This window comes from Bradyrhizobium sp. Ken64, from assembly GCF_055807555.1.
In genome coordinates this window covers 81687-94397 of record NZ_JBVVPA010000007.1, presented here as the reverse complement: position 1 = coordinate 94397, position 12711 = coordinate 81687, and the positions used below count along the sequence as shown (strand labels likewise).

At 64.5% G+C, this 12711-nt stretch carries 11 protein-coding genes and 1 tRNA gene; 10 read left to right on the top strand and 2 right to left on the bottom strand.

All coding sequences use genetic code 11. From position 1 onward, the window contains the following. Positions 1-34 precede the first annotated feature (34 nt). The 3 genes from AC0L2F_RS14565 to AC0L2F_RS14555 all read left to right on the top strand — a co-directional run bounded on the left by AC0L2F_RS14565 (position 35) and on the right by AC0L2F_RS14555 (position 2543). Entirely contained in the window at positions 35-1834 is a 1800-nt protein-coding gene (locus AC0L2F_RS14565; RefSeq protein WP_473248827.1) for a heme biosynthesis HemY N-terminal domain-containing protein, read from the top strand. Between the two features lie 100 nt (positions 1835-1934). Continuing rightward, a tRNA-Thr gene (locus AC0L2F_RS14560) sits at positions 1935-2010 on the top strand. 152 nt (positions 2011-2162) lie between these two features. Next, positions 2163-2543: a hypothetical protein gene (locus AC0L2F_RS14555; protein ID WP_473248826.1), complete on the top strand. Its 381-nt coding sequence runs from the start codon at positions 2163-2165 to the stop codon at positions 2541-2543. 78 nt (positions 2544-2621) lie between these two features. Here AC0L2F_RS14555 and AC0L2F_RS14550 read toward each other — a convergent pair whose 3' ends face one another. Next, positions 2622-3668, bottom strand: coding sequence for a polysaccharide deacetylase family protein (locus tag AC0L2F_RS14550; RefSeq protein WP_473248825.1), 1047 nt, complete (start codon positions 3666-3668; stop codon positions 2622-2624). A 253-nt stretch (positions 3669-3921) separates the two neighbouring features. Between AC0L2F_RS14550 and AC0L2F_RS14545 the strand changes: the two genes are divergently transcribed. Together AC0L2F_RS14545 and AC0L2F_RS14540 are read left to right on the top strand one after the other, a co-directional pair. Continuing rightward, the gene (locus AC0L2F_RS14545; protein ID WP_063992299.1) at positions 3922-4248 is read left to right on the top strand and encodes a hypothetical protein; all 327 of its coding nucleotides are present in this window, start codon (positions 3922-3924) and stop codon (positions 4246-4248) included. Between the two features lie 167 nt (positions 4249-4415). Beyond that, entirely contained in the window at positions 4416-4628 is a 213-nt protein-coding gene (locus tag AC0L2F_RS14540) for a hypothetical protein (RefSeq protein WP_007604145.1), read from the top strand. A 107-nt stretch (positions 4629-4735) separates the two neighbouring features. On the opposite strand, the gene AC0L2F_RS14535 is transcribed toward AC0L2F_RS14540, so the two are convergent. Beyond that, entirely contained in the window at positions 4736-6424 is a 1689-nt protein-coding gene (locus AC0L2F_RS14535; protein ID WP_473248824.1) for an MFS transporter, read from the bottom strand. 161 nt (positions 6425-6585) lie between these two features. On the opposite strand from AC0L2F_RS14535, the gene AC0L2F_RS14530 reads away from it, so the two are divergent. The 5 genes from AC0L2F_RS14530 to AC0L2F_RS14510 all read left to right on the top strand — a co-directional run bounded on the left by AC0L2F_RS14530 (position 6586) and on the right by AC0L2F_RS14510 (position 12618). Next, positions 6586-7953, top strand: a complete 1368-nt coding sequence (locus AC0L2F_RS14530) for a hydrolase (protein ID WP_473248823.1) — start codon at positions 6586-6588, stop codon at positions 7951-7953. 34 nt (positions 7954-7987) lie between these two features. Continuing rightward, complete coding sequence (locus tag AC0L2F_RS14525; protein WP_473248822.1) at positions 7988-9355, top strand: cytochrome P450; 1368 nt, start codon at positions 7988-7990, stop codon at positions 9353-9355. 47 nt (positions 9356-9402) lie between these two features. After that, positions 9403-10812 carry a DUF5939 domain-containing protein gene (locus AC0L2F_RS14520; RefSeq protein ID WP_473248821.1) on the top strand — a complete coding sequence of 470 codons (1410 nt, stop codon included), beginning with the start codon at positions 9403-9405 and terminating at the stop codon, positions 10810-10812. Positions 10813-11119: 307 nt separating this feature from the next. Further along, a complete protein-coding gene (locus AC0L2F_RS14515; protein WP_007604151.1) occupies positions 11120-11608 on the top strand; it encodes a tellurite resistance TerB family protein in 489 nt (162 codons plus the stop codon). 230 nt (positions 11609-11838) lie between these two features. After that, positions 11839-12618: an SDR family NAD(P)-dependent oxidoreductase gene (locus AC0L2F_RS14510; RefSeq protein WP_473248820.1), complete on the top strand. Its 780-nt coding sequence runs from the start codon at positions 11839-11841 to the stop codon at positions 12616-12618. Positions 12619-12711: the final 93 nt, after the last annotated feature.

The window sequence follows — 12711 nt, the reverse complement described above, 5'->3', positions numbered from 1 at the left end:
GTTCGCGCAACAATCAGCGCGTATAGGGATCGTCATGCTTCGCATCGTCCTCTTCCTCGTCCTGATCGCGCTGGCGGCGGCCGGCGCGGCCTGGGTTGCCGATCAGCCCGGCGACCTCGTCCTGACCGCGGGCGCTTTCCGCGTCACAACAACGCTTCCCCGATTCGTGTTCTTGCTTGGCCTCTTTGCCGCGGCAGTCGTGCTGGTCTGGAGCCTGCTGACGATGGTCTGGCGCGCTCCGGGACGTCTGCGCCGCCGTCGTCACGAAAGGCGTCATGCTCGCGGTCGCCACGCCATCACCCACGGCCTGCTTGCGATCGGCCATGGCGACACCGCGCTTGCCCGTCGTCACGCCGATACCGCGCGGCGGCTGGCCGCAAACGATCCGCTTGCGCTTCTCTTGCATGCGCAATCCGCGCAGCTCGAGGGCAATCGCGACGAGGCCCAGCGTGTCTTCCGTGTCATGGCCGAGCGCGAGGACACGCGCCTGCTCGGTCTGCGCGGCCTGTTCATCGAGGCGCAGCGCGCCGACGATGCGGTCGGCGCGGTGATGATCGCCGAGGAAGCGATCAAGCTATCGCCGTCCTCGACCTGGGCCTCGCAGGCGGTGCTAGGCTTCCGCTGCGCGCGCGGTGACTGGAGTGGCGCGCTCGCGATCCTCGATTCGAATCTGTCCGCGGGCCTGATCGACAAGCAGGCCTATCGGCGTCAGCGCGGCGTGCTGCTCGCCGCCCGCGCGCTGGAATTGGAAACGATGGACCGCGACGTCGCGCGCGAGAGCGTGATGCAGGCGGTCAAGCTCGCGCCGACCCTGGTTCCGGCCGCGGTGCTCGCTGCAAAATTCGAGAGCGAGGCGCATCAGGTGCGCCGCGCCATGAAGCTGGTGGAAACCGCCTGGCTCGCCAATCCGCATCCTGATCTTGCGGATGCCTATGCGCATGTGAAGCTCGGCGATTCCGCGCGGCAGCGCTTGCAGCGGGTCGAGACGCTTGCTGCCAAGATTCCTGCCGACAAGGCTGGTTATGTCGAGGGCCAGCTGGCGATCGCGCGCGCCGCGATCGATGCGTCTGAGTTCGCCCGTGCGCGCGCGGTGCTGGCGCCTTACGTCAACGATCCGACCCAGCGCGTGGCGCTGCTGATGGCCGAGCTCGAGCGCACGGAGCATGGTGACGGTGGCCGGGCCCGCGCCTGGACCTTGCGCGCGGTGCGCGCCCGCCATGATCCGGCCTGGACCGCGGACGGTTATGTCAGCGATCGCTGGCGTCCGGTTTCCCCGGTCACCGGCCGCCTCGACGCCTTCCAGTGGCAAACGCCGGTCGCTAGCCTTCCTTCCGGCAAGGGCGACACGATCGAATCCTCGGCCTTCGAGGAAGCCATGCTGGCCGCCCCGCCGCCGAAGCGGGTGACGGCGGCCCCGAGCGAGAGCTCCGTGGAACCGGCTGTCATCGCGCCGGATCCGGCGCCTGCCGCGCAGGACAATTCGCCGCCCCTTGAGACCCAGGAAATCCTAGAGGAAACCGCCAAGGAGACCGCCAAAGAAACCGTCAAGGAAGAGCCGGCCGTCACGCCAGCCGAGCCGGTCAAACCGGCCCCTGAGGTCGCCGAATCATCGCCCGCGGCGGCGACGCCGGTGTTCAGGACACGCGCCGACCTCGGCAAACCTGCACCAGCACCTTTTCCCGCCGTCATCCCGATCGTCCGCGCCCCGGATGATCCCGGGATCGATGACGAAGGTCCGAGCGATGAATTTACGGAACAAATCGGTACGCCCAGGGACCATGCAAAGGCCCAGGCCGGCGGCTGGCGCGGATTCTGGTCTCGCTGGGGCGGGTGAGCGGCATTTGGGAGCCGGCGCCACCTTGCCAATTCGGGCCCCGCCCGATATCAGGAGCGCGCGTATCGGGACCGGCCTCGCGCGGGCCCCGGCAGAGTTCGCCGCAATAGCTCAGTTGGTAGAGCACGTCATTCGTAATGACGGGGTCGGGGGTTCGAATCCCTCTTGCGGCACCAGCGCCCCAGCTCATTTGCTCTCCGCAAGCCAGGCGTTCTGACCGGGGCATTCGGTCACCGTGAACGCACGGCAGTATGAGTGATCGCAATCACATAACCTGGGGCCCGTCTCCCGTAGTGTTTCGAGCACGCCAAACACGGGGAGATTTCATATGCGCAAGATCATTCTGGTGGCCGCCATGGTGCTGGTCTCTGCATCTGCCCAGGCCGAAGGACCGCGCAGCCTGTCGCTGTCCTCTGCCAACGGGCAGGCTTCGGTTCAGCAAACGGCGCCGGCGCTTGCTGCCACGCCGACACAGGTGAGGGAAGCAGCGCCTGCTGTCGAAGCTCCGAAATATCTCGATCGCCCGCCGGCGGTTTCGCTCACGACGCCTGCGGCGGCCGCCACACCCACGACCACGACGACCTCAGCGCCCGCGACGACCCAACCCGCCGCGAAGACGACGGCCAAGGCGGACAAGCCGAAGCACAAGCGTACATGGACCGAAGGCCGCATCATCAGCGAACTGCATCGACACGGCATCTACTGGTAAGGGGCATTGGTCCCAAAAAGGACATGGCCGGGACAAGCCCGGCCATGACGCGAGAAGTTTTGGATCTGATCGGGCGCGTTACTGCGAAACCGTCTGCACCACGCTCCCGATCGGACGCGCGCTCGAGGTCGGCACCTTCATATCCTTCAGCAGCGCCTCGTCATATTCCGGCAGCGACTCGAGTGTTGTCTTGGCCTTCATCTGCACGACCTTGTAGCCGCCGGCCTTGAGCCGCGCGAGCAGCGCCGGCATCGCTTCGCCGGTATGCTTCTGGAAGTCGTGCATCAGGATGATGCCTTTGCCGAGCTTATCGAGCCTGGTCATCACGGTTTCGATGATCTTCTCCGGCGAGGCGCCCTTCCTGAAGTCGAAGGAGTCGATGTCGGTCGAGAACATCGCGACGTTGCGGGTGCCGAAATAGCTCACGATCGCCGGATTGTGCTGCAGCTGCGGAAAGCGGAAGAACGGCGCCGGATTGGTGCCGAGCGCGTATTTCACCGCGCTAATGCCCTTCTCGACCTCGTCCTTGGCCATCTGCTCGGTCATCTTCTTGCCGTTCAGATTGACGTGCGACCAGGTGTGAGTGCCGACCGTATGGCCCTGGGCCAGCACCTGGCGCAGGATTTCGGGATGGTAGGTCGCATGCTTGCCGACCGAGAAGAACAGGCCCTTGGTGCATTCATCCGCGAGCGCCTTCAGCACGGCGGGCGTGTTGACCGGCCAGGGACCGTCGTCGAAGGTCAGCACGACCTCCTTGTCGGTGAGGAAGTCGAACTGCTTGAAATGATCGAAGCCGAAGCCTGGACCGCCGGTGGTGTCGATCTCGACCACGCGGGAGACGCCGAGCGCGTTGGGATTGGCGCAGGTCGATTTCTGCTGTACCGGCATCGGCGCGGGTGCGGGCGCCGGGGCGGCTGCCGCCGGCTTGGCCGCAATGGCCGCCGTGGTCGCGACGTCGTCCTTGGCGGCGAGCTTCGCCTGTGCCGGCAATTGATCGGCGGCACGGGCGGCAATCGTCTTGGGAGCGGCCTGGTCGGCGCGCGAGGAATAATAGAACCAACCGCCGGCGGCGATCACGACCGCCGCAACTACACTGGCCAGCATCAGGCCCAACGCATTACGCATCGCCATTCTTTCCAATTACGCAACCAAACCGGCGGAATTTCCCGCTCGCCGAGCCATTAATGCGAAGGATCGGTTAACGTGACACCAACACGACAGCGGATATGAAGGAATTTCAGCGAGGTGCTCCAACGTGACCGAGGTCACAGAGGGTGGGCCTCCCGTGACCGTCATCACAGTGGAAACTGTTTTGCTGGAGCATGGTCAATCCCATCAACAACGGGCCCGCTTCCAGCGGTGCCAATGGGAGCTTCAAATGACCAACTCGCTGAACACCAACTCGCTGAACACCAAGACCTTGAGTAGCAAGATCCGCGACACCAGCCTGGCTCTGGGCTTTGCCGCCATCCTCTCGATCGCCTCGACCGGCTCCAGCTTCGCCTTCTCGTCCGAAGCGCAGCAGCAGTGCACCGGCGACGCTTTCCGCCTGTGCTCGTCGGAAATCCCGAACATCCCGAAGATCACGGCGTGCATGATGAAGCATCGTTCCGATCTGAGCGCCGGTTGCCGTGCGGTGATGGACAAGGACCTCGCCAAGGGCGGCGCGTCACGCAAGGTCGCTGACGCCCAGGACGGTCAGTAACAGCAACGATAGCGTCGTTGCGTCGGTCAGCTCCCCTCGCGATGTGCCCCGGCGTGAATGCCGGAGCCACGCGGCGGCGCAAGCCCGCCTGCCAATAAAGCCGTTGCGGCTTCGGGATCGTCGCTCTAGCTTCCCCCGCACATCTTCCGGGTAAGAGGCATTACGCGATGACCAGATTTCTTTTCATCATTCCATTGATCCTGTTTGCATCGGCTGCGTCAGCGCAGCAGCCCGGTCACGATGCCTGTGCGCGCGACGTCACGCGCTTCTGCCGCCCGGTGATGAACAATGGCGATCAGGCTGTGCTCGCCTGCCTCAAGCAGAACCGTACGCGGCTCACCAAAGGCTGCGACAAGGTGCTGACGGATCACGGGCAGTAAGACGTCGCGTCTGAGCCGGATGGAGCGCAGCGAAATCCGGGTTTTGTCCGCGGTGAAATCGCCCCGGATTGCGCTGCGCTCCATCCGGGCTACGGACTCGCAAAACCCTAAGTGCTGCTTCCCGCCGCGGTGGCGACCACGGGCAGCACCTCACTTGCTGCCTGGTCCGGCGTCTCCTCTTTCCAGCGCACCGAGCCGAACGGACGCTCGAGCATGCGGCGGATCCGCACCGGGTCGGGGCCGATGTGGAAATCGATCGCCTCCTGATGCAACGCGCGTTCGGACTGGGTCGAGCGGTTGCGCTGGCGCAGATAGTCGAGCCAGGTCGGACAGTGGTAGCGTTCGGTCCACAATTCGGGATCGGCGATGTCGCGCGCGATCGACCAGCCATAGGCGCCGTTGCGCTGTCGAGAGAGCTGCACGTCCTGCATCACGTTGTGAAAGGCGCGCGCGTTCTCTTGGGCGACGCGGTATTCGATCTCGACCACCAGCGGTCCGCTGCGCGCCGTGAGCGACAGTTTGACTTCCGGATCGGCCAGCACGTCGGCGTCTTCGTTACGGGCGCCGACGCGCGGCATCGTGAGCCAGATTCCCAGCACTGGCGAGATCAGCATCAGGCCGGCGGCCGTCAGCAGCGCGACCTCGACGCCGGCATAGTCGGTGAGATGGCCCCAGCCCCAGGCGCCGATCGCGATGCCGCCGGAAATCGAGGCCTGGAACGCCGCGAGCGAGCGTCCGGCGACCCAGCGCGGCGCCGAGAGCTGCACGCCGATATTGAACAGCGCGATGGCGGCCATCCAGACCGCGCCGGCGAGCACCAGCGCAGCCGCGGTCAGCACCGGCTCGGTGCTCACGGCAAGCGCGGCCATCGCAAACGCCATCGAGATGGTGCAGGCGCGGATCGCGGCTTCGCCGCTCATGCGCTTGCGCAATTCGTGGATGTTGAGCGCGCCGACCACGGCGCCCATCCCGAAGGCGCCGAGCATGATGCCGTAGGTCTGCGCGCCGCCATGCAGCAGGTCCCGCGCGACCAGCGGCATCAGCGCCATGATGGCACCGCCAATCAGGCCCATCATCAGCGTGCGCAACAGCACGATCTTGATCGGCGGCGAATTGGTGATGTAGCGGAAGCCCGACACCATGGCGCGGTTGAGCTTCTCCCGCGGCAGCCGCGAGGGTTCGGTGTTGCGCCGCCAGAGCAGCAGCACCACCAGCAAGGGCAAATAGAGGATCGCGTTACACGCAAACGCCGCCACCGCGCCGAGCGCGGCGACGATGACACCGCCGACCGCCGGACCGAAGCTGCGCGCGATGTTGTAGCTGATGCCGTTCAGCGCGACGGCCGACGGCAGAGCATCGGGCGGCACCTGCTCGCTGACCGAGGATTGCCAGGCCGGACCGAACAGTGCGTTGCCGCTGCCGACAACGAAGCAGAAGACGAGCAGCGTTTCCGGGGAAATGTAGTTGAGCCACGCCAGGACCGTGAGCGCTGTCGCGCCAGTCAGCGCGATCATGAGTGCGATCAGGGTCACGATGCGGCGGTCGTACATGTCGGCGATGGCGCCGGCCGGCATCGAGATCAGCATGATCGGCAGCATCAGGGCGGTCTGCACCAGCGCGACCTTGTCCGCCGAGGCCGCCATCTGCGTCATTGCCCAGGCGGCACCCACGCCCTGGATCAGCAGGCCGAGATTGGAGAGCAGGCTGGCGAGCCAGATGCGCCGGAATACGGTGTACCGCAGCGGCGCCATGATGCCGTCGGCTGCAATTTTCTGGCGGTTCGTCTGCTCGGTCATATCCCCTTCCAAATGGGCTGGCAGAAGTGGTCTTGAAATTGTCTTGGAGTGGTCTTCGGGCGATTCCGGCAAGTTCAGTGATGCCTGCGAAAGTCCTTCGCTGTCCAGTGGTTAGGTCGGTATAAGCGGTGCACAGAGATGTTTTTGCCGGGGAGGAACAGATGAAGCTGTCGCGACGGATGATCTTGCAAGGGGCCGGCAGCTTGCCTTTCGCAATTGCGAGCGTGCGGACGGGTGCGTCGGCTCAACCCGCACCCGCTGCGCCGGGCGAGGTGCCGCCGATCCTGTTCGTCCACGGCAATGGCGACTACGACGCGCTCTGGATGACGACCTTGTGGCGGATGGAATCCAACGGCATTGCGCGCGATCGCATGCATGCGATCAATTTCACCGATCCCAATGCACGAAGTGACGACAAGGTCGAGCAGGCGGGCCGCTCCTCGACCGAGGACCAGCGCCGCGAGCTCGCCGCCGCCATAGCCGAATTGAAGCGCAGCACCGGCGCGGCCCGCGTGGCGCTGGTCGGCAGCTCCCGCGGCGGCTATGCCATCCGCAACGTCATCAAGAACGGCGGCGCCGGCGATGTCAGCCATGCCGTGCTGTGCGGCACGCCAAATCATGGCGTGTTCGCGACCGACGACCAGCCCAACAGCGAGTTCAACGGTCGCGGCGCGTTCTTGCGCGGCCTGAACGAGGGCGAGAGCGAGGTGACACCGGGTGTCGCCTTCCTCACCTTGCGCAGCGACGGCATGGACAAATACGCGCAAGCCGATGGCCGTTTCATCGGCAAGCCCGGTACGCCGACCGGCGTCAGCGTCGAAGGGCCGGAGTTGAAGGGGGCCACCAACCTCGTGCTCGGCGCACTCGATCATCGCGAAGTGGCATTTCACCCCCGGGCCTTCCGCGAGATCTACAAGTTCATCGCTGGCCGCGAGCCCGCGCGGATCGCGATTATGCCGGAGCAGAGCGTCAGGCTGAGCGGCCTCGTGACGGGCACACCGGGCGGCGCGCCGACCAATCGGCCGGTGGCCGGTGCAACCGTCGATGTCTTTCGGGTCGATCCTGAAACCGGTGAGCGCAAGGGCGGCGCCGTCCACAGCGCGAAGACCGGCGCCGACGGACGCTGGGGCCCGGCGCAGGTCGAACCTTCCTGGTCGCTCGAATTCGTCTTGTCATTGCCGGATGCGCCGACGACGCACATCTACCGCTCGCCCTTCCCGCGCTCGTCTGACGTGGTGCATCTGCGCGCCGCGCGTCCGCTCGGGCCCGCGGACAAGGACGCCGGGGCTGTGGTGATCATGTCGCGTCCGCGCGGTTATTTCGGCCTGCCGCGGGACGTGGTGCTGCTCGACGGCAAGGAGCCGGCGGACGTGAAATCGGGTGTGCCCACGGATTCGACAGCAACACTGCGCCTTCCGGCCGGCGAGGTCGGGCGTAACATCGTGGCCCAATTTGGCGAAGAACGAATTGTGGCACGCGCCTGGCCTGCCCAAGAGAACAGGATTGCGATTGCCGAGCTGACTTACTAGCTAATTGCCTGCGTCACCTCTGCGGGAGCGAGCCATGAACATCGCCAGCGTGCGTCGGCCCATCGTCCCTCCGACCCCGCCGCGTGCGCCCGACGACATGTCGTTCCTCGCCCGGCTTGCCGTGATCAAGCGGAACATGATCGCAACCTGGGGGCAGCGCGCCTACGAGGAAGACGTCATCGAGGGCCGATTCTTCTTCCGCAACAGTTTCATCCTGAACCGGCCGGATGCGATCCGGCATGTCCTGCTCAGCAATTACGAGAATTATTCGCGCACCCCGGCGGGCATTCGCATGCTGCGTCCCGTGCTCGGCGATGGTCTTCTGATTGCGGAGGGTCATTCGTGGACGTTTCAGCGCCGCACCCTCGCGCCTGCGTTCACGCCGCGTGCGACGGCAAATCTCGTTCCGCACATGACGGCGGTGCTCGACGAGACCATCGCGAAGCTCGACGGGCGAACGAGCGAGCCGGTCGATCTGCGCGAGATCATGCAGCGCATGACGCTTGAGATCGCCGGACGCACCATGTTCTCGTTCGGCATGGACCGGCATGGTCCGACCTTGCGCAACTTCGTCATGGAGTATGGAGCCCGACTCGGGCGGCCGTACTTGCTCGACATGGTGCTGCCGCTGTCCTGGCCAAGCCCGATGGATTTTGCCCGTGCCCGTTTCCGCAAGCGCTGGACCGAATTCGTCGCGATGCTGATCGCCGAGCGGCGTGAGATGGGCAAGCAAGACGGCGCGCCGCCGCGCGACCTTTTCGATCTCATGGACGAGGCGCGCGACCCAGAAACCGGCAAGGGTTTTTCGGACGAGCAACTGGTCGACGAAGTCGCGACCATGATCCTCGCGGGTCACGAGACCACAGCGACCGCGCTGTTCTGGGCGCTCTATCTGCTCGCCCTCGACCCGGACACGCAGGAAGAAATTGCCTCCGAGACGCGTGGCGAACACCTCGACAGCATGGCCGACATCGAGCGCCAGAAGTTCACCCGCGCCGCGATCGAGGAGACCATGCGGCTTTATCCGCCGGCCTTCCTGATCGCCCGGGCCGCGCGCGAGAAGGACAACGCGGCCGGCGTCGCCATCGGCAAGGGCGACATCATCATGATCGCACCCTGGCTGCTGCACCGGCACGAGAAGCTGTGGGATCAACCGAATGCGTTCATTCCAAAACGCTTCATGTCGACGGAAGCGCCCGATCGATTTGCCTATCTGCCCTTTGGCGCGGGTCCGCGCGTCTGCATCGGCGCACCGTTTGCGCAAGCCGAATCCGTGCTGGCGTTGGCCCGGCTGATCGGTGCCTTCCGTGTCGAGCTTGCCGATACCAGCCCTGTCATCCCGCTCGGCGTCGTCACAACGCAGCCGGACCACTCCCCGCGGTTCCGTATCACGCCACGGTGACGAGCCGCCGCGCCCTGACGGCACCGCCGACACACGAGATGAGCGACATGAGCGATATTCAGGCCCAGCTTTCGGTTCTCAGGCAGACGGCCGATCCGGCCGTTGTCGAGGTCATCGCGCGGTTGATCGCCGATGGTGAGGATCGCGATCTCCATCGTATCAATGCCCTCGACTTTGCAGATCGCACCGGGCTTGATCAGGAGAAGATCATCTCCGGATTTCTGCACGCCTCGCGGCTCGGCCTGTTCGACATGAGCTGGAACGTGCTGTGCCCCGGCTGCGGTGGAGTCCTCGGCGCGCATGCAACACTGAAATCTCTGAAGCATGACGACTACAACTGCGCACTTTGTGCCGCAGGATACGAAGCCTCCGTCGATGAGATGGTGGAGGTGGCGTTTACCGTCAGCCCGCGGGTGCGCCGCATCGGCGCTCACGATCCCGACACCCTGCCGATCTGGGAATATGTCCGGCAGATTTTCTGGAGTTCGGGCGTCGACGTCAGTGACGAGTCCTTCTCGCGACTGATCGAGGAAGTCACACTCGAAGCACTGGAATTGCCGGCGGGTGAAACGGCGATCCTCTCGCTCAATCTGCCGAGCCAGTTCATCATCGTGTTCGAGCCGGTCACTCATTCCGCCCACTTCCTGGATGTCCAGGGCGAGCCGACGAGCCAGCGTCAGCAACTTTCGATGGTCTTCAACAAGTTGGAAGCGCCCACGGGGACTACCGTGATGCGCCCTGGACCGCTGCGCCTCACACTCGAGAACCGATCCGGAAATCGCGTACTGCCCTCGGTGTGGATCGCGGCCGATGCGTTGCATGAGATGCTCGGCAAGCGCAAGCCGATCCTCACGGCCAAACGGATGCTGTCGAACCAGACTTTTCGCGACGTCTTCAAGGCAGACAATCTCAATGTCGACCAGCGGTTGAAGATCACGTCCCTGACGTTCCTGTTTACCGATCTGAAGGGCTCGACTGCGCTGTACGAGCGCGTCGGCGATCTCAACGCTTTCGATCTGGTGCGGGCGCATTTCCGCGCGCTCCTGGAAATCATCGCCGCAGAGAAAGGAGCCGTGGTGAAGACGATCGGCGACGCGGTGATGGCGACTTTCGTCAGACCCGAGCATGCGATCGTCGCCGGCCTGCGAATGCGCGCAGCGATGGATGAATTGAACGAGCAGCGTGGTGCGGACGACCTTGTTCTCAAGATCGGCATCCACGAAGGTCCGTGCCTCGCAGTGATGCTCAATGACCGGCAGGATTATTTCGGCCAGACCGTCAACATCGCCGCCCGCGTGCAGAGCCTCTCGACCGCGCAGGAGATCCACATCACCGGCCCGGTGCTGGACGCGCCGGCCGTCGCCGAAGTCCTCAAGCAGCGCGAGATCAGGCCGATCCAGAAGCAGGCCGCACTGCGCGGCATCGCCGACAAGATGGTGGTGTACGAGATACCGTGAGGTGTTGCCCCCGACGTCGTCCTGGCGAAGGCCAGGACCCATACCGCGGAATCTATCGATTGCGGATGGTCGGCGTACCGGACCACAACCAGTCTTCGCCAAACGACTCCCTGGGCTAATGGGTCCTGGCCTTCGCCAGGACGACGTCGGAGAGACGATTTAGCCGCCCTCCAGAAACCAGCGCTCCAGATTGCCGAAACGTAATGCGGCGCGCGGAACTGACGCACATTGCGCCGGTTGAGTTTCCTGCTCATATAATGCTGGTAGCGGCCGCGCCCCGCGGCTTCATCGATTTCGGTAGGACCATATGCTCGACGGCCTGCGCCAATTCATCGCCGACATTGTTGCTCCCCATGCCCAGGACCGCGCATTCGGTGACAGTGATTACCGGCTGGCGGCGACCGCGCTGCTGGTTCACGTGATCTCGCTGGACGGCCAGCCGACGGCTGCCGAGCAGCGCAAGTTGCACAGCCTGATCGAAAGCCATTTTGGGCTCGATCGCGGCACCGCGGATCGCCTGATCGCGGATGCGACCGAGGTCGAGGGCGAGGCGGTCGACCTCTATCACTTCACCAGCATCATGATGCGCTCGCTCGACGAAGAGGGCCGCAAGCGGGTCGTCCAGATGATGTGGGAGCTGGTCTACGCCGACGGCCAGGTTACCGAGTTCGAGGATAATGTGGTCTGGCGCGCTTCCGACCTGCTCGGGATTTCGCAACGCGACCGGATCGATCTGAAGCACGCGGTCGCAGATCGTGCCGGTGGTCAGGTCAAGGACAGCGCGGTCGGTGGGTGACCCACTGCCACACAGCCGATTGGCGGTTGTGCAGACCACATGACGAAACTTTAATGTAGCCTCGGGGCTGCCCGGGTTCCGGATTTCCCCTGTAAATCCCTGGTTTTCCTGCTTCCCCCGTTTCCCGCTCAAGTAGCTATGCGGCGGACGCCGCTTGCCTGTCGCGCTCGGCCTATGCTCTGGTTCCAGCATTGCGGGGCCAAAAAACTTCAATTCAAGAGACTTCGATCGTGACTGAGCGGGTAACGTTGATCACCGGTGCCTCGGCGGGCATCGGCACGGAGCTGGCGCGTGTGTTCGCCGTGAACGGACACCGTCTTGCGCTGACGGCGCGACGCGTGGACCGGCTCGAGGCGCTCGCGAACGAGCTCGCCGCCAAGGGCGGCAAAAAGCCGATCGTGATCGCCTGCGATCTCCAGGACGCGGATGCCGGCGAGAAGATCGCCGCCGCACTTGCTGCCGAAGGCGTCGAGCTCGATCATCTCGTCAACAATGCCGGCTTCGGCGTATTCGGTGACGCACTCGAGCGCGACCGGGTCGAGCAGCTCGGCATCGTGGATGTCAATGTCCGGGCCCTGACGGATCTGTCGCTGCGCTTCGCCGATCAGCTGATCAGGAACAAGGGCGGTCTTCTCAATGTCGGATCGGTCGCCGGCTTTCTGCCCGGCCCCGGCATGGCCGTCTACTACGCGTCCAAGGCCTATGTGATTTCCTTCACCGAGGCCCTTCGGGCGGAGCTTGCACCGCACGGCGTTCGCGTCACCGTCCTTTGCCCGGGCCCGGTGCCCACCGAATTCCAGGCGCGCGCCGGCGTTGGGTCCGGACATGATACGGCCCTTCTCAATGTTCCTGCCGCCGAGGTCGCACGGCAGGCCTATCGCGGCCTGATGTCCAACAAGCGGGCAGTGCTCCCTGGTCTGGGCATCAAGATTGTGCCATTTGCACTGCGGTTTTTCCCGCGCGGCTTCATCCTGTCGGCCACCAGCCGGTTTCAGAGGCAAAGACAGTAAAGAGAGCTCTCGGTCCGTAGTGGCCCGGAGCTTGCTTTCTATCGGGCGTGTGTGTGCGCAAACTCACACGAAATTAACGATCGCTTAGTTATG

Coding starts and splice junctions, on each gene's coding strand:
- AC0L2F_RS14565 (WP_473248827.1), top strand. CDS start 35: ATGCTTCGCATCGTCCTCTTCCTCGTCCTGATCGCGCTGGCGGCGGCC.
- AC0L2F_RS14555 (WP_473248826.1), top strand. CDS start 2,163: ATGCGCAAGATCATTCTGGTGGCCGCCATGGTGCTGGTCTCTGCATCT.
- AC0L2F_RS14550 (WP_473248825.1), bottom strand. CDS start 3,668: ATGCGTAATGCGTTGGGCCTGATGCTGGCCAGTGTAGTTGCGGCGGTC.
- AC0L2F_RS14545 (WP_063992299.1), top strand. CDS start 3,922: ATGACCAACTCGCTGAACACCAACTCGCTGAACACCAAGACCTTGAGT.
- AC0L2F_RS14540 (WP_007604145.1), top strand. CDS start 4,416: ATGACCAGATTTCTTTTCATCATTCCATTGATCCTGTTTGCATCGGCT.
- AC0L2F_RS14535 (WP_473248824.1), bottom strand. CDS start 6,424: ATGACCGAGCAGACGAACCGCCAGAAAATTGCAGCCGACGGCATCATG.
- AC0L2F_RS14530 (WP_473248823.1), top strand. CDS start 6,586: ATGAAGCTGTCGCGACGGATGATCTTGCAAGGGGCCGGCAGCTTGCCT.
- AC0L2F_RS14525 (WP_473248822.1), top strand. CDS start 7,988: ATGAACATCGCCAGCGTGCGTCGGCCCATCGTCCCTCCGACCCCGCCG.
- AC0L2F_RS14520 (WP_473248821.1), top strand. CDS start 9,403: ATGAGCGATATTCAGGCCCAGCTTTCGGTTCTCAGGCAGACGGCCGAT.
- AC0L2F_RS14515 (WP_007604151.1), top strand. CDS start 11,120: ATGCTCGACGGCCTGCGCCAATTCATCGCCGACATTGTTGCTCCCCAT.